Source organism: Streptomyces niger (assembly GCF_000718305.1).
Classification (GTDB): domain Bacteria; phylum Actinomycetota; class Actinomycetes; order Streptomycetales; family Streptomycetaceae; genus Streptomyces; species Streptomyces niger.
Map to the genome: position 1 here is coordinate 116,663 of NZ_JOFQ01000004.1, position 18,658 is coordinate 135,320.

Sequence of the window (18,658 nt, forward strand, 5' to 3'; positions counted from 1 at the left end):
GTGGAAGTAGGGAAGGGGGGCCGGAGCATGAGCGACCCGACAGAGCAGGGTGCCGACGGGTCCGGTGACTGGGCGGTCGAGGCACGCGGACTGGGCAAGAAGTACCGGCGGGGATGGGCGCTGCGGGACGTCTCGTTCCGGGTCCCGGCCGGCCGGATCTGCGCGCTGGTCGGGCCGAACGGTGCGGGCAAGAGCACGTTCCTCGGCTCCGCCACCCGGCTGGTGCGCCCGACGGCCGGAACGCTGGAGCTGTTCGGCGTGCCGGTCACCGACCCGGCCGTGCTGTCCCGGTTCGCCTTCCTGGCCCAGGACAAGCCGCTGTACAAGCGGTTCTCGGTCGCCGACACCCTCCGGATGGGCCGCGAGCTGAACCCCGACTGGGACCAGGCGGCGGCGGAGCGGATCGTACGGTCCGGGGACATCGACCGGAACGCCAAGATCGGTACGCTCTCCGGCGGCCAGCGCACCCGGGTGGCGTTCGCGCTGGCCTTCGGCAAGCGCCCGCAGCTGCTGATGCTCGACGAGCCGATGGCCGACCTCGACCCGCTCGCCCGGCACGAGCTCTCCGGCCTGCTGCTGGCCGAGGCCGCGGAGCACGGCACGACCGTGATCATGGCCTCCCACGTCCTCCCCGAGCTGGAGGACATGTGCGACTTCCTGCTGGTGCTGACCGGCGGCCGGCTCCGGATGGCCGGCGACACCGACGCGCTGCTGCCCGCGCACACCCTGGTCACCGGCGCCACGCAGGACGGCGCGCTGCCCCGGGAGCTGGCCGCAGCCTGCACGGTCGTGGAGAACCGCGTCTCGGGCCGCCAGTTCACCGCGCTCGTCCGCACCGAGACCCCGGGGGCCCGGCTGCCCGACGGGCCGTGGGAGACCGTGCCGCCCGGCCTGGAGGACGTCCTGCTCGGCTACCTCCGCGCCGCCGATGCCCCGCCGCTGATCACCGCCGCTGCCCGGCCCGAGACCCACCTGGAGGCGGCGTGAGCGCGCTGACCGTCACCCGGAAGACCGCCGACGCCTCGGCCCGCACGGGCGGTGGCCTGCTGCACGGCCTGCCCTGGCTGGTCTGGCGCCGCAACCGCACGGCGTTCCTGCTGCTGGCCGCCGTCACCGTCGTGGTGTGCGCCTACTGCCTCTACCACCGCGCCGGCGTGCTGGACTTCGTCGCGAAGTACGCCAACGACTCCCGCTACGCCGAGAAGTTCGACGAGGCGTACAAGCCGGTGTTCGACAAACTGTACGCGCTGTCCCTCCTGCCCCCGCTCCTCGGCCTGTTCCTCGGCGCCCCGCTGATCGCGGGCGAGCAGGAGCACGGCACCGTACGGCTGATCACCACGCAGTCGGTCGCGCGGACCCGCTGGATCAGCGCGACCGTGTTGCTGCCGCTGCTGGTCGTCCTCGTCTGCACCACCCTGATGTCCCTCGCCTTCACCGCCCTGTGGTCGCCGGCCGACCGGCTGGTGAACTACGGCGACTGGCTCGGCGGGACGATCTTCGACATCACCGGCCCGGTGCCGGTCGCGATGGCGCTGCTCCTCACCAGCTGCGGCATCGCCGTGGGCATGCTGATCCGCCGCGTGGTGCCCGCGATGGTGGTCTCGCTCGTCATCTCGGTGGGCACGTCGGTCGCCTGGGGCTGGCTGCGGGTCCATCTGACCTCCCCGCGTACCCGGACCGGCCCCGCGAGCGGCGACTTCCCGGCGATTCCCGACTCCGCGATCAACCACGACCAGTGGCTGGGCACCTCCGACGGCCACCTGCTGGGCTATGGCACCTGCGTCGACGCCAAGAAGGAGGCCGCGTGCCTGGCCGACAAGGACATCGTGCATAAGATCATCGAGTTCTTCACCCGTGATCAGATGCCGGTGATGCAGTGGCGGGGTACGGCCGTCCTGCTGACGCTGACCGTGCTGGTGGTGGCGTTCATCGTCCAGTGGACCCGCCGGCGGCCGCTCTGAACCCCTACGGCGCACACCGAGCGGAAAGGCGCTGACCATGGTCGAATTCCGCATCGACCGGCGCAGTGGCGTGGCCACGTACCAGCAGATCGTCCAGCAGGTCCGGCAGGCGCTGCGCTTGGGCACCCTCGTGGAGGGCGACCGGCTGCCGACCGCCGCGCAGGTCGCCGCCGCCACGAAGGTCAATCCGAACACCACGCTCAAGGCGTATCGGGAGCTGGAGCGCGAGGGCCTGGTGGAGCCGCGTCCGGGCCTGGGCACCTTCGTGAGCCGCACCCTCGCCCGGCCGGAGTCCGCGGGCGACGCGGTGCTCCGGGCCGAGTTGGCGGACTGGCTGGACCGGGCCCGTACGGAGGGCCTGGACCGCGAGGACGTGGAGGCGCTGTTCTCCGCCGTCCTGGAGGACCGGTTCCCGCGGTCCTGAGCGCTGCCGTACCGGGCACCGCTCGACCCTCACCCGACGGAGGACGCCGCCGCGCGGAGCCGGACGTACGGGGCCCACGAGGCGTCGGCGTGCAGCGGACCTATGAGGCGCCGGCGGACGCGTCCAGGGTGCGGAGGACGTCCGCTGTGTGGTCGTCGAGCGGGAAGAAGAGCTCGATGGCCAGCTCGGAGAGGGTGACGTCGTTGGGGGCTCCGATGACCGCCATGGTGCTGAACAGGGCCAGTTCGCCGTGCGGGGTACGGAAGCGCAGCGGGACGACGGCCTCCGAAGAGTGCGGCGCCGCGCCGCCTTCGGGGTGCGCGGCCGCCGGCTCCTCGGGGCCGTAGGCGCACACCTCTTCGTAGAGCGCGCGGAGCCCGGGGTCGCCGGTGGCCTCTGCCTGGCGGTGCAGCCGCTCCAGGAAGTGGCCGCGCACCTCGGGGAGGTTGGTGCAGCGGGCGGCGAGCCCTTCGGGGTGCAGCGCCAGTCGCGCCACGTTGGCCGGGGCCGCGAGCAGCTCCGGGGGCACGCCGTCGAGGAGCACCCCCATGGCGGGGTTGCCGGTGACGACGTTCCAGCCGCGGTCCACGACCACGGCCGGGTACGGCCGGTGGGCGGCCAGCATCATGTCCAGGGCGCCGCGCACGGACCGCAGGCCCTCGTCGTCCAGCGCCCGTTCCCGGTAGGCGGGCGCGTAACCGGCCGCGAGCAGCAGCCCGTTGCGTTCCCGCAGCGGCACGTCGAGGTGATCGGCGAGCCGCAGCACCATGGCGCGGCTGGGCCGGGCCCGGCCGGTTTCCAGGCACGACAGGTGGCGGGCCGAACTCCCGGCGCGCAGCGCCAGTTCGAGCTGGCTGAGCCGGCGGCGACGCCGCCAGTCGCGCAGCAGCGTGCCGACCCGCGGCCCATCGGCGGCACCGGCGGGCCGACCGGAAACGCCTGCTGCGTCGGAGAGTCGGACGGTCATGGCGGGGAGCCTAACGGGACCGGTCGCGGTGTCCATGACCTCGGAGGTCATTGCCCGCCCCACCCGCCCCTTGCCACCGTTCGGGGCATACGGACCGCCCGTACGCACCGCCGTAGGCCAAGGAGGCCCGCATGACCACCTCGACCTCGCTCCGCACCGCTCCCGGCGCCCCGGGGAGCCCCGCCCGCGACGCGTCCTGGCTGCTGCGGGCGGTGCTGCGGACCGACAGCGTCAGCACGGCCGTGTTCGCGGTACTGATGCTGGTGGAGAGCGCGCTGACCGCCACCCCGCTGGGAATGCCGCGCGAGCTGGCGATCGTGTCCGGATGCGGCATGGTGTGCGGCGCCGTGGCCTTCTTGGTGCTCGCCCGCCTGCCGGTGCTGCCGCCCCGCCTCGTGGCCGGGGCGATCGCGCTGAACGCCGTGTGCGGCGTCGCGTTCGCCGTCCTGGCCTGCACCGATGTGGTCCCGCTGACCGGCTTCGGGCGGCTGTTCCTCGGCGCGGGCGCGGTGATCGTCGCGGTCTTCGCCGACCTGGAGTACGTGGGCCTGCGCCGCGTCCGCCGGTCGGCGCGGGCCCGGGTCCGTACCGCCTAACCCTCCCGCGCCAGCCGCAGCGTGAGGATCTGGAACGGCCGCAGCGCCACGGCCACCCGCCCGCCGTCCGCCACGGTGTACGGGGGCGCGTCGGCGAGCGGCCGCTCCAGCAGGTCGGTGGCGTGCACGGCGGCCACCGGGAAGCCCGCCGTGAGCGTGGCCCCGGCCCGGCCGCCGGCCGCTTCGTAGAGCCGTACGACGAGGTCGCCGCTCCGGTCCTCGGCGAGCTTGACCGCCTCCACGACCACCGCGTCCACGTCCACGCCGACCAGCGGCTCGACCGACCGCACGCCCCGCACCGTGCGCTCCGGCAGGTTGATCCGGTGCCCCTCGCGCACCGCGTCCAGCGTCCCCGCGCCGGGCGCCAGCGCGTACCGCAGCCGGTGCCGGCCCTGGTCGGTCTCCGGGTCCGGGTAGCGCGGGGCGCGCAGCAGCGAGAGCCGCACGGTGGTGGTCTGGCCGCCGTCGGCGCGCACGTCGCGGGTGACGTCGTGCCCGTACGTGGAGTCGTTGACCAGCGCCGTGCCCCAGCCGGGCTCCTCGACCTGGAGCCAGCGGTGCGCGCAGATCTCGAACTTGGCCGCCTCCCAGGAGGTGTTGGTGTGGGTGGGCCGGTGGACGTGGCCGAACTGGGTCTCGGCGGCGGACCGGTCGGCCTTCACGTCCAGCGGGAAGGCGGCCTTGAGGATCTTCTCCCGCTCGTGCCAGTCGACGTCGGCGGTCAGGTCCAGAACGGCGGCACCGGCCCGCAGGGTGAGGGTCTGGGTGACCGTGGACTCCCCGAAGGCGCGCCGCACCTCGACGGTCGCCGCGGCCGGCCCGTCCGCGGCCAGCCGCAGCTCCTCGACGCCGGTCAGGTCGGTGACCCGGTGCCGGTAGAAGGCGTCGAGGTCCCAGGCGTCCCAGAAGTTGGGCAGGTCGGGGTGGAGCTGGAGGAGGTTCCCGGCCCGGCCGGGTGCCAGCGTCTCGCGGTGGGCCCGCAGGTCGTACGCGGAGACCAGCAGCCCGCTGCCGTCGACCTCGGCGCGCAGCAGGCCGTTGGTGAGGGTCCAGCCGCCGCCCGGCCGCTCCGCCGCGGTGACCCGCGTGTCCGGCGCGACGGCCGCACCGGCGCCGCCGGCCGGTACGCCGTGCCGTGCGTGCGGCGCCGCGTTGAACACGATCTCCTCGTCACCGGTCCCCGCGAGCGCCCGCTGCGCGGCCTCGACGAGGTCCCGCAGCTCGGCGTGGACCCGGGCGTAGGTCTCCCGGGCCTCGCGGTGCACCCAGGCGATGGAGGAGCCGGGCAGGATGTCGTGGAACTGGTGGAGCAGCACCGTCTTCCACAGCCGCTCCAGCGCGTCGTACGGGTAGGCGTACCCCGGTACGCGGACCGCCGCGGTCGCCGCCCACAGCTCCGCCTCCCGCAGCAGCGACTCGCTGAAGCGGTTGCCCTGCTTGGTCTTCGCCTGCGAGGTGTAGGTGCCACGGTGCAGCTCCAGGTACAGCTCGCCGACCCATACGGGGGCCGCGTCCGCGTACTCCTCGTGCGCCTTGGTGAAGAAGGCGGCCGGCCGCTCGATCTCGACGCGGGGCGAGCCCTCCAGGTCGCGGCAGCGCTCGGCGCGCGCCAGCATCTCGCGGGTGGCGCCGCCCCCGCCGTCGCCGTGCCCGAAGGGGACGAGGGAGCGGGTGCCGCGGCCCTTCTCGCGGTAATTGCGGGCCGCGTGCGCCAGCTCCCGGCCGCTCAGCTCCGAGTTGTAGGTGTCCACGGGCGGGAAGTGCGTGAAGACGCGGGTGCCGTCGATGCCCTCCCACCAGAAGGTGTGGTGCGGGAAGGCGTTGGTCTGGCTCCAGGAGATCTTCTGGGTGAGGAACCACCGGGCGCCGGCCAGCTTCACCAGCTGGGGCATGGCGGCGGTGTACCCGAAGGAGTCCGGCAGCCAGACCTCCTCGGTCTCGATACCGAACTCCTCCAGGAAGAACCGTTTCCCGTAGAGGAACTGCCGGGCCATGGCCTCCCCGCCGACCATGTTGGTGTCCGACTCGACCCACATCCCGCCGACCGGCACGAACTGCCCGGCGGCGATCTTCTCCTTCACCCGGGCGAAGACCTCGGGCCGGTGTTCCTTGATCCAGGCGAGCTGCTGCGCCTGGGACATGGCGAACACGAAGTCCGGGTGGTCGTCCATGAGGGCCGTCATGTTGGCGCAGGTCCGGGCGACCTTGCGGACGGTCTCGCGCAGCGGCCAGAGCCAGGCCGAGTCGATGTGCGCGTGGCCGACGGCGCTGAGGCGGTGCGCCGAGGCGTGGGCCGGCGGGGCGAGCGCGGCGGTCAGCTCGGCGCGGGCCCGCTCGGCGGTACCCGGTACGTCGTCGGTGTCGAGGGCGTCCAGGGCACGTTCCAGGGCGCGCAGGATCTCGTGGCGGCGCGCCTCGTCCGCCGGCAGCTGCTCCATCAGCCCGCCCAGCACCTCAAGGTCCTGGATCAGCTCCCAGACGGCCGGCTTGAAGACGGCCAGGTCCAGGCGGTTCAGCCGGTAGAGCGGGGTGCCCCCGGAGGTGAGCCGGTCGCCCTCGTACGTGGGCCGCTGGACGTTGAGCACCGGGTTGGCGGCGGCCTCGACGTACAGCTCGACCTCCTCGCCGCCCGTCACCCGGTCGCCGATCCGCACCCAGGCGTTGCGCGGGTTGAGCGCCTTCACCGCCGCACCGTCCGCGCGGTACACCAGGCCCTCGCTCTGGAAGCCGGGCATGTTCCGGTCGAAGCCGAGGTCCAGTACGGCCTCCACGGTGCGGCCCGCCCATCCCTCGGGCACCCGCCCGGTCAGCCGCAGCCAGCTGGTGCCCCAGGCCGGGCCCCAGGCGTCACCGGCCGTGGCCGGCGCGTACGGCGCCGCCAGCCCCTCCGCGACCGGCACCGGCTCGCCCGGCGCGTCCCAGCGGCCCACGTCCAGCGGCACGGATGCGCTGTACAGGGCGGGCCTGACCCGCTCGTCCAGTACGCGGCGGAGGCGGTGTTCCACGATGCTGCGGTCGTCGTGCATGCGGCGGCTCCGGTGGGAGGCGTGGGCAGGGCCCGTGCGTACGGCCCTCCCCCCACCCTGCCCGGTGCCCGAGCCCGGTTATGCACGGCGCGCGTCCCCGGACGAACGACACGCCCGGCGTCCGGCTGCACCGACCGGTCCACGCCATTGAGCCGTGCGGCGGGATTCCACATTGCAACGGGCCGCCGGAAGCGGTGGGGTCGCCCCTATGACAGCGCTCAAGGAACTGACCCTGCTCGGTACGGTGCCCACCGCGATCGCCTCCGCGCTGGTGCTGACGGTCCCTCAAGGTGCCACCGCGGCCGACCGGGCCGCCGGCGGCTGGGCCCGCCCGATCACCGCCCCGTACTACATCTCCTCGTCCTACGGCGTGCCCGGCGACTGGGCCGCGGGCCATCACACGGGCGTGGACTTCGCCGTACCGACCGGCACCCGGGTCCGCTCGGTCGGCTCCGGCACGGTGGTGCTGGCGCGCCGCTCCGGCGCCTACGGCAAGGCGGTCACCGTTCGCATGCGCGACGGTCACTACATCGTGTACGGCCACCTTTCCAAGATCTCGGTCAAACCCGGCCGCTCGGTGGGCGCCGGCTCGCGGCTGGGCTCCAGCGGCGCCACCGGCCGGGCGAGCGGCCCGCACCTGCACTTCGAGGTGCGCAACGCGCGCGGTTACGGCAGCGATGTCAACCCGCTCCGCTACCTCTCCCGGCGCGGCGTGCACATGAAATAGGCCCGGACGGGCCGCCCTGCCGGCAGGGACAGGTCACCACTGCGTTATCGGTGGGGAACGAGTGCCGGCCGGGACCGTCGAAATGGCCGGTCCCGGCTGCCGCACGAAAAATAGGCATAACGAGCGGACCCTGCGCCGCACCGCACACTCACACGCATCGCACGTTCATCGCCGCCCCGCCCGGCGGCCGGCGCCCCACGACAGCACCGGCGGGTCGCCGCCGTACCGCGCGGGTCGGCGGCCCGGGTGGGTCGGCGCCTCGGGTGGGCGCTGTGGTGCGGTGCCGCACCGGGCGCCGGGGCCCCGGCCGGCGGCCCGCCGCTCACCAGCGGCCCACCGAGCATATTTACCCAAGGGCTTTCTATTGCAGAAAAACATCAGCCGGTAGACATTCCCGTCGGCTGTAAAATCAAACTGGAATTACCCGAATGCCACGTTTCTCTGCATCGATTTCTTCGTTGACGAAGTATGCCTGAGACAAGCTTTCCGCGAATGCGGCGACTCGGTGCCTGGCAGCTGAGTTCAGTGATCGCCGGACCGGTCGGCGGTGGCGAGGACGTGCACCTGGAGCGCGCCGGGCAGCGCGTACGGCTGGAGCACACCGGCGACCTGCTGGAGGTGCTGCTGTCGGCCCTCGACGGGATCGAGGCCGCCCTGGGACCGCGGGACCGTGCGGAGCGCCCGCACGGCATCAGACGGTAGAGGTCTGCGCCGGTCCCGACCGTCCTGCGGTCCGGGCCGCCCCCGCCTCGGTCCCGGTCCCCATCGAACCCCACGAGAGCCGACGTGTACGACACTCCCCAGGTCCCCTACCCGAGCGGTTCCGGCTACCCGGACGGCCCCGGCTTCTCCGGCGGCCCCGGCTATCCCGGCGGTTCCGGCTATCCCGGCGGCCCCGATTTCCCCGGCGCCGGCTATCCCGGGGGCTCCGACTTGCCCGGCGCCGGCTACCCCGGGGGTTCCGGCTACCCGGACGGTCCCGGTTTCCCCGACGGCGCCGCATTTCCCGACGGCGCCGGATTCACCGACGGCCCCGCATTTTCCGACGGCCGGGCCTTCGCGGACGGCACCGGCCATGCGGACGGCCCCGGCCGGCACCGCCTGCCACGCCAGGTCGCCGACGAGCTCGGCACCGCTCCCAGCCTCGCCGGCATGCCCCTCTTCCGGGACGACCTGTTGCTCGGCAACACGGCCGACGGCTGGGACGCCGCCGTGGTGGAGGAGCTGGAGGGGGAGCTCGCGCAGCTCCTGGAGACGGCGGAGCAGCCCGTGGTGGCCCCGCAGCCAGTGGTGGCCCCGCAGCCCGTCCCGACCCCCGCGCCGCCCGCCCCGGACGTACCGCACACCCGGCACCGCAAGGTGTCGTTCCTCCGCGCCCGCGCGCGCAACTGGACCTGGCAGCGGGCGCTGAGCCTGGCGTCCGTGACGCTGACCGCCCTGATCGTCATCGCGGTCAGCATCCTGGGCGCACTCGCGTCCTACCCCTCGCTCCGCGCCCTGGCCGCCGGCGTCGCCCCACGCCACATCGCCGACCTGTGGCCGCTGCTCATCTACGGTCCCTGGATCGCCGCCACCCTCTCCATCCTGCGGGCCCGCGCCTACCGCCGCCGTACCGCGCAGTCCTGGCTCGTCGTCATCTTCTTCGCCGCCGTCGCCATGCTGCTGTGCATCGCCCACACCCCGGGGACGCCGGCCGGCATCACCGTGGCCGGGCTGCCGCCGGTGACGGTCCTGCTCTGCTTCCACCAGCTCGTCCGCCAGCTGGACCTCTCCCCCGCCCCCTCGGTCGTCGCCCGGCACGCCCAGAACACCAAGGGCAACCACCGCCAGCGCGCAGGGTCCTGACCGACCGCACCGGGCCGGCCCGTCCGGCCCGGTGCGCCCGTCCCGACCCTGTGCGTCCGTCCGCATCCGTCGCGGAACGACTGCCTCAAGAACGACCAGAGCCCCTGCCGAAGTTCCCGGCAGGGGCTCTGATGTCGGTGGACCTGAGGGGATTCGAACCCCTGACCCCCTCGTTGCGAACGAGGTGCGCTACCAGCTGCGCCACAGGCCCTTGCGACGAGTGAAACTCTAGCATCCATCCGGCCGTGCTCGGAAATCGCTTCCCGCGCTGGTCAGGGATGGCGGCTCACTCGTTCGCCGCCCGGGGCCGGTCCAGCCCCTCGTCGGCCGGAGCGGCGTACTGATCGAAGAGCGGAGTACGGCCGCGGCGACCGCCCGCCGGGCGGTCCCGGCCGGGGGCGGGGCGGGACTCCGCGCCGCCCGCGCCCGACGCGCCGGCACCGGACGCCGGTCCCGCCGGGGCACCGGTACCCGCGGCGGGTCCCGCGCCGCCCGCGGTGCTGGAGCGGGCGGAGCTCCAGGCGTCGTCGGCGCCCAGGTCGACGGAGCCACCGGCGCGCGGCGCCACGGGGGCGGTGACGTACGTGGGCAGCGGCACCGGGACCGGGTCCCAGCCCGCCCCGTCGCCGCTCGGAGGACGGTGCTGCCGGCCGGGGCGCTCGGCGGGGGCGCGGCGGCCCGCGCCCGCCACGGACTCGGGGCCGGCCGGCTCAGGTACCGGGGCGGCCGGCGCGGCGGGGCTCTCCTCGGCGGGCGCGCGGGCGCCCGCCCGAGAAGGGCGGGCGCGGCCCTCCCGAAGGCGCTGCGCGGCGACCTCGGCCTGCCGCTGGTCCATCGTGAAGGCGAACCGGCGCCGCTCCTGTACGCGGAGGTACACGATGTACGCGCTCAGCAGGACGGCCGGGACGGCGGGCACCCACAGGTAGGTGATGCCGCCCACGCCGGCGACGACCGCGCCGAGCGTGAAGGCGAGGAAGAGCACGGTGATCGTGCGGCGCCGGCGCGCGAGGACCCGTGCCCGCTTCGTGCGCTCGGCGGACGAGGCGCGGGGGTGCGGGTGGGCCGGGGCCGGGGGCTGGACCGCCGTGGGTGGGGCCTCGCGCTCCTCGGGGACGCGGGCGTCCGCCGAGTGCGCGCCGGGCGGGCGGCCCTCGTCCGCGGGCGCGCTCGCGGACCGGACGTCGGCCGCTTCGGCGCGGACGTCCGGGTCCCGTTCCCCGTCTGCATCGTCGGCCGAGCGCCCTTCTTGCCCCTTGGCGTAGCGGCGTTCCATCGCCGCCCGTCCGGACAGGAGCCGGATGGCGGTGCTGAAGCGCTCTGTAGGACGGGCCTCATTGAGCTCGTCCTGCCTACGGAGCCACATCGGCACCAAGTAGGCGGCCCAGGCCCCGACGATGACTGCGTAGATGAGGCCGCTGCTGCTCACGCCTCACACGGTAGAGGGGTTTGAGCGGGGCCATCCGCCAATTGAGCCGGTGTGTCGCACGATCTGGCTGATATCTCGAACTTTTTTTGTGATTGTTGCGATCAACGCACTGCGAATGTGCCGAATTGATGGATTAATTCGAACACACTTTTTATTTGTGGGATGTCCCTGAGGTGCCCGGCTTCTCCCGGTGCCACCGAGCGAGCAGTCCGCCCGGTACTTCATCGGCCGTGAGCGCGAAAACCAGGTGGTCGCGCCAGGCGCCGTCGATGTGCAGATAGCGGGGCCGCAGCCCCTCCTCGCGAAAGCCGAGCTTTTCCACCACCCGGCGGCTCGGCACGTTCTCGGGGCGAATGCACACCTCGATGCGGTGCAGACCGACCGTACGGAAGCAGTGGTCGACGGCGAGCGCGACCGCGGTGGGCATGACGCCGCGCCCCGCGACGGCCTCGTCGACCCAGTACCCGATATGGCCCGAACACATCGATCCCCACGTGATCCCGGCGACCGTCAACTGCCCGGCGAGCCGGCCCCGGTACTCCACGACGAACGGCAGCATGCGGCCCGCGTGCGCCTCGGCCCGCAGGTGCCGCACCATCTGACGGTAGGTCGGCCGCTGGACCGGCGGCGCTCCGGGCGGCGCGGGCGGGATGGTGGCCTCCCACGGGCGCAGCCAGTCGCGGTTGCGCCGGTTGACCTCCCGCCAGGCCCGCTGGTCACGCAGCCTTATGGGGCGGAGGGCCGTGTCGCCGTCCGCCAGCTCCACCGGCCAGGGCGCGTTCAGTGCGTGCTCCCGGCCGGCCTCGGGTGGTCGCCGCCGCGGAGCTGGTCGACGGCGTGCACGAGGAGGCGTTCCAGGACGGCGAGGCCGTCCCGGACGCCGCCGGTGGAGCCGGGCAGGTTCACGATCAGGGTGCGGCCCGCGACGCCCGCCAGGCCGCGGGAGAGGGCCGCCGTGGGCACCTTGGCCAGTCCCTCGGCACGGATAGCCTCGGCGATGCCGGGCACCTCGTGGTCGAGCACCCGGCGGGTGGCCTCCGGCGTGGCGTCGGTCGGCGAGAGGCCGGTACCGCCGGTGGTGACCACCACGTCGTGGCCGCCGGCCACCGCCTCGCGCAGCGCGGCCTCCACGGGGTCGCCGTCCGGGACCACCCGGGGACCCTCGACCTCGAAGCCCAGCGCGGTGAGCGCTTCGGCGATCAGCGGGCCGCCCTTGTCGGCGTAGACCCCGGCGGCGGCGCGGTTGGACGCCGTCACGACCATGGCCCGGTAGGGGCGCGACGGGCCGGCCGGGTCCGTGTGCGCGCTCATGCGCCCGCCTCCGTGCGGCCGGCCGCACCGCCCTCGCGCGTCCAGTCGCCCGACTTGCCGCCGCTCTTCTCCTCCACCCGTACGTCGGTGATGACGGCACCCTTGTCGACGGCCTTGACCATGTCGATCACGGTCAGCGCGGCGACCGTGACGGCGGTCAGCGCCTCCATCTCCACACCCGTGCGGTCGGTGGTCTTCACCGTGGCCAGGATCTCCACCGCGTCGTCGGCCACCGAGAGGTCGACCTTCACTCCGGAGACGGCCAGCGGGTGGCAGAGCGGGATCAGGTCCGGGGTGCGCTTGGCACCCATGATGCCGGCGATGCGCGCGGTGGCCAGGGCGTCGCCCTTCGGGACGCCCTCGCCGCGCAGCAGCTCGACGACGCGCGGCGCGACGAGGACCCGGCCGCTGGCGCGGGCGGTGCGCGCCGTGACGTCCTTCTCGGATACGTCGACCATGCGGGCCGCGCCCGCCGCGTCGATGTGGGTGAGGTGTTGCTGACCGCTGCTCATCGTTCTCCCGGTCCGGACCGTGCCGCGCCTGTGCGACGACACCGTACCCGCAGGGGGCGGCCGGCACCCCCGGCAGCCGGGCGCTACAGGGGCACGGCCGCTCCGGACCGCCGCGCTACCCGAGGAGCAGCACGTCCACCTCGTCCCCCGCGGCGATGTCGGTGACGTCCTCGGGGACCGCGATCAGGCAGTTGGCGTGCGCGAGCGCCTTCACCAGATGCGAGCCGGCGCCGCCGACCGGGGTGACCGTGCCGGAGACCGGGTCGTGGCGGCCGCGCAGGAACTGCCGCTTGCCCTTCGGGGAGGAGGTGATGTCCTCGGTGCAGCGGACCCGCTCGGTGAAGCGGTGCACGTCCTGCAGGCCCATCAGGGTGCGGATGGCGGGGCGTACGAACAGTTCGAACGACACGTAGGAACTCACCGGATTGCCGGGCAGCGCCAGCAGCGGGGTGCGGTCGGGGCCGATGAGTCCGAACCCCTGCGGCTTGCCCGGCTGCATGGCGAGCCGCCGGAACTCCACGCTGCCCTCCTCGCCGGAGAGGTCCGCCAGCGCCTCCTTGACCACGTCGTACGCGCCGACGCTGACGCCGCCGCTGGTGACGATGAGGTCGGCCCGGATGAGCTGGTCCTCGATGGTGGCGCGCAGCGTCTCGGCGTCGTCGGCGACCGCGCCGACCCGGTACGCGATGGCGCCGGCGTCCCGCGCCGCGGCGGTCAGCGCGAAGCTGTTCGAATCGTGGATCTGGCCGGGGCCGAGCAGCTCGCCGGGCGGGACCAGCTCGCTGCCGGTGCCCATGATCACGACGCGGGGGCGCGGCCGTACGGTGACGGAACCGCGGCCGATGGCGGCGAGCAGGGCGATCTGCGGCGGCCCGAGGACCGTGCCGGCGGCGAGCGCGGGCTCGCCCGCGGTGACGTCGCTGCCCCGAGCACGTACGTGGGCGCGCGCCTCCACGGGGCGGTGCACCCGGACCTCGCCGCTCGCGCCCGCGGGGTCGGCGCTGTGGGCGCGCATCGTGGCGGCGGGCCCGCCGCCCGTACCGCCGTCGGTCCACTCCACGGGGACGACGGCCTCGGCCCCCGGGGGCAGCGGGGCGCCCGTCATGATGCGGGCCGCCTCGCCGGGCCCGATGGTGGGCAGGTCGCCGGTGCCGGCCGCGACGTCACCGACCACGGTGAGCGCGGCGGGGTACTCCTCGGTCGCCCCCGCGACGTCGGCGACGCGCACGGCGTAGCCGTCCATGGAGCTGTTGTCGAAGGGCGGCAGCGCGATGGGCACGGTGACGTCCTCGACCAGGACGCAACCCTGGGCGTCCAGCAGCTGGAGCTCGATCGGCTCCAGCGGGCGGATCTTGGCGAGGACGTCGTCCATGTGGTCGGCCACCGACCAGACGCGGTCGGGGTGGCTGGTCCGGTCGGTGGTGCCGCTCAAAGCCCTACATCTCCTCGGTGACGTAACTGCGCAGCCAGGTCCTGAAGTCCGGGCCCAGGTCCTCACGTTCGCATGCCAGTCTGACAATGGCACGCAGGTAGTCGCCACGGTCACCGGTGTCATAGCGGCGGCCCTTGAAGACGACGCCGTGCACGGGGCCACCGAGCGAGGGGTCGGAGGCCAGCGCCTGGAGGGCGTCGGTGAGCTGGATCTCGCCGCCACGGCCCGGCTCGGTCTTGCGCAGCACCTCGAAGACGGCGGGGTCGAGCACGTAGCGGCCGATGATGGCGAGGTTGCTGGGCGCGTCGGCCGGGTCGGGCTTCTCGACCAGGTCCGAGACGGTCACGACGTCGTCGTCACCCGTGGGCGTCGCGGCCGCGCATCCGTAGAGGCCGATCTGGGCGGGGTCGACCTCCATGAGGGCGATGACGGAACCGCCGTGCTCCTCCTGGATCTGGACCATGCGCTGCAGCAGCGGGTCCCGGGGGTCGATCAGGTCGTCGCCCAGGAGGACGGCGAAGGGCTGGTCGCCCACGTGGGGCTCGGCGCACAGCACGGCGTGGCCGAGACCGCGCGGGTCGCCCTGCCGTACGTAGTGCATCGTGGCGAGGTCGCTGGACTCCTGTACGCGGGCCAGCCGGGACTGGTCGCCCTTGCGGCTCAGCGCCTCTTCCAGCTCGTAGTTGCGGTCGAAGTGGTCCTCCAGCGGGCGCTTGTTGCGGCCGGTGACCATCAGGACGTCGGAGAGCCCCGCGGTGACGGCCTCCTCCACCACGTACTGGATGGCTGGCTTGTCGACGACCGGCAGCATTTCCTTCGGGGTCGCCTTGGTGGCGGGCAGGAAGCGGGTGCCGAGACCGGCCGCCGGGATGACAGCCTTACGGATCCGAGTACGCGATTCAGTCATGCGCCACACGATAACCGGAGTTATGTGGCGCTTCATGATGGTCCGGTGAAAAGCGCATCAGAGCGGAGCAAGGGCGCACAGTGACCAGAAACGACGCTAGAAAGCGCGCGTTGCGACAAGACCTCATCGAGGTGAGGAACTCGTTGCCTAGGGATGACGTGTCGGCGACGGGATCGGTTCTGTCCGAGCGGGCTTTTCAGCTCGCCGAGTTGGCGACGGCCCGGACGGTGGCCGCTTACGTGTCGGTCGGCCGAGAACCGTCCACCCGCGCCCTGCTGGACCGGCTGCACGCGGCCGGCATCCGCGTGCTGCTGCCGGTCCTGCTGCCCGACAACGATCTGGACTGGGCGGCGTACGAGGGCCCTGAGCGGCTCGTGAAGGCCGGACGGGGGCTGCTGGAGCCCGCGGGGCCCCGGCTCGGCCCGGAGGCCGTCACGGGCGCGGGAGTGGTGTTTCTGCCGGGTCTGGCGGTGGACCGGCGGGGGCTGCGTCTCGGCCGCGGGGGCGGCAGTTACGACCGGGTGCTGGCGCGGCTGGAACGCGCCGGCGCCACGCCCGCGCTGGTGGTGCTGCTGTACGACGGCGAGGTGCTGGCGGAGGTGCCGGCCGAGGCGCACGACCGGCCGGTGCAGGCGGCGGTGACGCCGTCGGGGGTGCACCGCTTCGCGGCGGCGCCCGCGGAGGGGTAGCACAACGGCCGCCGGGCCGCCCCGATGGTCTCGGGACGGCCCGGCGGCCGTTCTTCCGTGCCGGCCGGCGGCGTCACGGGGACAGCGTCAGCGTGTCCTTCGTCGCGGCCTTGACGGCCTTCTCGGAGAAGGCCCACGGCAGCAGTTCGCCCTTGACCCACTTGCCGGTCTGGTCGTCGTAGTGGGCGTCGTACGCGTGCCCCGAGGCGCCGGTGAGGTTGATCCAGCGCGACTTGTCGAGGTCGTCGAGGTTGACCACCATCCGCATCGAGGGCACCCAGACGACCTGGTAGCCGCCGGCCGCGTTCCAGCCGGTGGCGTCCACGGCCGCCTCGCCGCCGCCGAGGTTCCAGGGACCGCGGTTGAACAGGCCCTGCAGCATGCCGGGGCCGTCCGTGCCGAGGGTCTGGTTCCTCAGCGTCAGCTGGTGCAGGCGGCCCCAGCTCCAGGTGTTGATGTTCTTGCCGAGCTTGGCGGTCAGCTCGTAGCGCGCGTCCTTCATGGCGTGCGCGAGGAGCTGGTCGCGGTTCTTGTCACCGGGGCGGCCGGGCCGGTCCTCGGTCTTCCACCAGTCGTTCTCCGGGTCGTTCAGGATCTTCCGCACGACCTCGAACCAGCGGTCGCCGCCGTCGGGCTGGGCGGAGTCCTTGGCGCGCTCACCGCACTCGCGGACCCACTTCTGCAGGTCGTCGGCCGGACCGGTGGAGTCGGCCGGGTGGACCGTCAGGCACTGGCCCTCGACGCGCAGCTCCTTGGGCATCTTGTCGCCGAAGGCCAGCTTGAGGGTGTTGCGCCAGACCGCGTTGAAGTACGCGGCCGCCGCCGAGTCGGACTCCTGCGTGTAGTTCCAGCCCTCGAGGAGCTGCTGCGCCTCGCGGACGTACTTGTCCTTGATGTCGAGCTTCAGCAGGTACGGCGTGAGCAGTTCGGCGATCTCGCTGCTGTTGTCCAGCTGCATCGTCTGCATGTCGTGCGTGGAGATCTTGCCGCCGTCCTTGATCTTCGACTTGATCAGGTCGTCGATCCGCTGGCTGCGCGCTCCGTAGCCCCAGTCCCGGGTGAGCAGGTACGGGTACTTGTCCTGGTCGATCACGGCCTGGTTGGCGGTCACGATGTAGCCGCTCTTGGGGTTGAGCTCCCAGGGCAGCGCGGACTGCGGGACGTATCCGGTCCACTTGTAGGCGGGGTCCCAGCCCGGCGCCGGCAGCGAGCCGTCGCCCTTGCCGCGTACGGGGATCTTGCCGGGCGCCTGGTAACCGATGTTGCCCTTGGTGTCGGCGTAGATCAGGTTCTGCGACGGCACCTCGAAGTTGCGCGCCGCCTTGCGGAACCCGTCCCAGTCCGACGCCCGGTTCAGCTCGAACACGGCATCCATGGAGCGGCCGGGGCTGAGCGCGGTCCACTTCAGGGAGATGGCGTAGCCGTCACCGCGGTCGGGCGCGGAGTTGCCCACGGGGGCGTCCTTGCCGACCTTGGTCAGCTCGCTGTCACGGTCGGAGACCACGGGGCCGTTGTTGGTGGACCGCACGGTGATCGTGCGGCTGGCACCGCCGGCGACCTTGATGGTCTCCTTGCGGGTCGTGAAGGGCACCTCACGGTCGTCGTAGAGGTAGCCGTTCTCGCTGACCTTCTCCAGGTACAGGTCGGAGACGTCGGCCCCGAGGTTGGTCATGCCCCAGGAGATGTTCTGGTTGTGGCCGATGACCACGCCCGGCATACCGGAGAACGTGAAGCCGGAGACGTTGTAGTGGCACTGCGGGCTCTGTGATCGGCAGTGCAGGCCCATCTGGTACCAGAGCGAGGGCATCTGGGGCGCCAGGTGCGGGTCGTTGGCCAGCAGCGGCTTGCCGGTGGTGGTGTGCTTGCCGGAGACCACCCAGGAGTTGGAGCCGATGCCGTTGCCGTTCGGGCCGAGCAGCGCGGGCACCTTGTCGAGGGTGTTCGAGAGCGAGGAGAGCTGGCCCTGAAGGTTCTGCGCGGCGCCGGCCGGACTGCCGGACTGCGTACTGCTCGGGGTGGCCTCGGGGTCGAACTCCTTGGTCCCCGGGTCGACGGCGCCGTTCTGCACGATCGGCTTGTTGCGGTCGTACGGGTACGACGGGTACAGCTCGGCGATCTGCTTCTGGGAGAAGCGGCTCGTCATCAGGGACCGGTCGATCTCCTCCTTCATGTTGCCGCGCAGGTCCCAGGCCATGGCCTTGAGCCAGGCCACGGAGTCGGCCGGCTTCCACTTGCCGGGCTTGTAGTCGTTCTGCAGGCCGAGCGCCGCGTATTCGAGGGACAGCGCCGAGCCTTCGTGGTCCTCCAGGTAGGCGTTGACCCCGGCGGAGTAGGCGTCGAGGTACTTCTTGGTGCTGTCCGACAGCTTGGTGTCGTACTCCTTCTGCGCGGTCTCGTGCCAGCCGAGGGTGCGCAGGAACGAGTCGGTCTTCACCTGGCTCTTGCCGAACATCTCGGAGAGGCGCCCGGCCGTCATGTGGCGGCGGACGTCCATCTCCCAGAAGCGGTCCTGGGCCTGGACGTAGCCCTGGGCGCGGAAGAGGTCCTCATCGGAGTCGGCATAGATCTGCGGGATGCCGTTGCCGTCCCGCATGACGTCGACGGGGCTGGACAGGCCCGGCATCTTCAGGGACCCGGTGGTCTCCGGGTAGGAAGCGCGGACGGTGCTGACGCCCCAGAACGTCCCGTAGCCGACGCCCGCCACGAGCAGAAGCACGACCAAGATGACGACGAGGCGGGCGCGCCGCCCCTTTTTCTTCGGAGCGGGGCCGGACTTGTTGGCGGGCATCTCTGTCCTTCGAGGGGCAGGGTGGGAGTGCTGGAGCAACCATAGGC

17 protein-coding genes and 1 tRNA gene are annotated in these 18,658 nt (G+C 72.8%); 8 read left to right on the forward strand and 10 right to left on the reverse strand.

The window, feature by feature from the left end; all coding sequences use genetic code 11:
* The first annotated feature begins 27 nt into the window (after positions 1–27).
* The 3 genes from IF20_RS09365 to IF20_RS09375 are packed head-to-tail and all read left to right on the forward strand — an operon-like array spanning position 28 to position 2,385.
* Positions 28–987, forward strand: coding sequence for an ABC transporter ATP-binding protein (locus IF20_RS09365; RefSeq protein WP_052864635.1), 960 nt, complete (start codon positions 28–30; stop codon positions 985–987).
* Entirely contained in the window at positions 984–1,961 is a 978-nt protein-coding gene (locus IF20_RS09370) for an ABC transporter permease subunit (protein WP_052864636.1), read from the forward strand. The genes IF20_RS09365 and IF20_RS09370 overlap by 4 nt, the downstream gene beginning before the upstream one ends.
* Before the next feature lie 37 nt (positions 1,962–1,998).
* Positions 1,999–2,385 (forward strand): GntR family transcriptional regulator, encoded by a 387-nt coding sequence (locus tag IF20_RS09375; protein WP_052864637.1) that lies wholly within the window; start codon positions 1,999–2,001, stop codon positions 2,383–2,385.
* A gap of 100 nt (positions 2,386–2,485) precedes the next feature.
* Here IF20_RS09375 and IF20_RS09380 read toward each other — a convergent pair whose 3' ends face one another.
* Entirely contained in the window at positions 2,486–3,352 is an 867-nt protein-coding gene (locus tag IF20_RS09380) for a helix-turn-helix domain-containing protein (RefSeq protein ID WP_110944013.1), read from the reverse strand.
* Between the two features lie 131 nt (positions 3,353–3,483).
* On the opposite strand from IF20_RS09380, the gene IF20_RS09385 reads away from it, so the two are divergent.
* On the forward strand, positions 3,484–3,948 hold the full coding sequence (locus IF20_RS09385) for a hypothetical protein (RefSeq protein ID WP_052864638.1): 465 nt from the start codon (positions 3,484–3,486) through the stop codon (positions 3,946–3,948).
* Here IF20_RS09385 and IF20_RS09390 read toward each other — a convergent pair.
* Positions 3,945–6,974 (reverse strand): alpha-mannosidase, encoded by a 3,030-nt coding sequence (locus IF20_RS09390; protein ID WP_052864639.1) that lies wholly within the window; start codon positions 6,972–6,974, stop codon positions 3,945–3,947. The genes IF20_RS09385 and IF20_RS09390 overlap by 4 nt on opposite strands.
* A gap of 208 nt (positions 6,975–7,182) precedes the next feature.
* On the opposite strand from IF20_RS09390, the gene IF20_RS09395 reads away from it, so the two are divergent.
* From IF20_RS09395 to IF20_RS09405, 3 genes are all read left to right on the forward strand, one after another.
* Entirely contained in the window at positions 7,183–7,701 is a 519-nt protein-coding gene (locus IF20_RS09395) for a M23 family metallopeptidase (RefSeq protein ID WP_052864640.1), read from the forward strand.
* Between the two features lie 492 nt (positions 7,702–8,193).
* Entirely contained in the window at positions 8,194–8,403 is a 210-nt protein-coding gene (locus IF20_RS09400; RefSeq protein WP_052864641.1) for a hypothetical protein, read from the forward strand.
* Between the two features lie 84 nt (positions 8,404–8,487).
* Positions 8,488–9,546, forward strand: a complete 1,059-nt coding sequence (locus IF20_RS09405; protein ID WP_234426585.1) for a DUF2637 domain-containing protein — start codon at positions 8,488–8,490, stop codon at positions 9,544–9,546.
* 138 nt (positions 9,547–9,684) lie between these two features.
* Here IF20_RS09405 and IF20_RS09410 read toward each other — a convergent pair.
* The 7 genes from IF20_RS09410 to galU all read right to left on the reverse strand — a co-directional run bounded on the left by IF20_RS09410 (position 9,685) and on the right by galU (position 15,134).
* Positions 9,685–9,757 (reverse strand) — tRNA-Ala (locus IF20_RS09410).
* A 75-nt stretch (positions 9,758–9,832) separates the two neighbouring features.
* Positions 9,833–10,972 carry a divisome protein SepX/GlpR gene (gene sepX / locus IF20_RS09415; RefSeq protein ID WP_052864642.1) on the reverse strand — a complete coding sequence of 380 codons (1,140 nt, stop codon included), beginning with the start codon at positions 10,970–10,972 and terminating at the stop codon, positions 9,833–9,835.
* A 151-nt stretch (positions 10,973–11,123) separates the two neighbouring features.
* Positions 11,124–11,756, reverse strand: coding sequence for a GNAT family N-acetyltransferase (locus IF20_RS09420; protein WP_110944054.1), 633 nt, complete (start codon positions 11,754–11,756; stop codon positions 11,124–11,126).
* A complete protein-coding gene (locus IF20_RS09425) occupies positions 11,753–12,283 on the reverse strand; it encodes a MogA/MoaB family molybdenum cofactor biosynthesis protein (RefSeq protein WP_052864644.1) in 531 nt (176 codons plus the stop codon). The genes IF20_RS09420 and IF20_RS09425 overlap by 4 nt, the downstream gene beginning before the upstream one ends.
* Positions 12,280–12,795, reverse strand: a complete 516-nt coding sequence (moaC, locus tag IF20_RS09430; RefSeq protein ID WP_052864645.1) for a cyclic pyranopterin monophosphate synthase MoaC — start codon at positions 12,793–12,795, stop codon at positions 12,280–12,282. The genes IF20_RS09425 and moaC overlap by 4 nt, the downstream gene beginning before the upstream one ends.
* A 115-nt stretch (positions 12,796–12,910) precedes the next feature.
* Positions 12,911–14,227: a molybdotransferase-like divisome protein Glp gene (gene glp / locus IF20_RS09435; RefSeq protein WP_110944014.1), complete on the reverse strand. Its 1,317-nt coding sequence runs from the start codon at positions 14,225–14,227 to the stop codon at positions 12,911–12,913.
* A gap of 4 nt (positions 14,228–14,231) precedes the next feature.
* On the reverse strand, positions 14,232–15,134 hold the full coding sequence (gene galU, locus IF20_RS09440) for a UTP--glucose-1-phosphate uridylyltransferase GalU (RefSeq protein WP_052864646.1): 903 nt from the start codon (positions 15,132–15,134) through the stop codon (positions 14,232–14,234).
* 80 nt (positions 15,135–15,214) lie between these two features.
* Between galU and IF20_RS09445 the strand changes: the two genes are divergently transcribed.
* The gene (locus IF20_RS09445; RefSeq protein WP_110944015.1) at positions 15,215–15,823 is read left to right on the forward strand and encodes a 5-formyltetrahydrofolate cyclo-ligase; all 609 of its coding nucleotides are present in this window, start codon (positions 15,215–15,217) and stop codon (positions 15,821–15,823) included.
* A 73-nt stretch (positions 15,824–15,896) separates the two neighbouring features.
* Here the strand turns inward: IF20_RS09445 and IF20_RS09450 are convergent, their stop codons facing one another.
* A complete protein-coding gene (locus IF20_RS09450; RefSeq protein WP_052864648.1) occupies positions 15,897–18,611 on the reverse strand; it encodes a penicillin acylase family protein in 2,715 nt (904 codons plus the stop codon).
* Between the last annotated feature and the right edge of the window lie 47 nt (positions 18,612–18,658).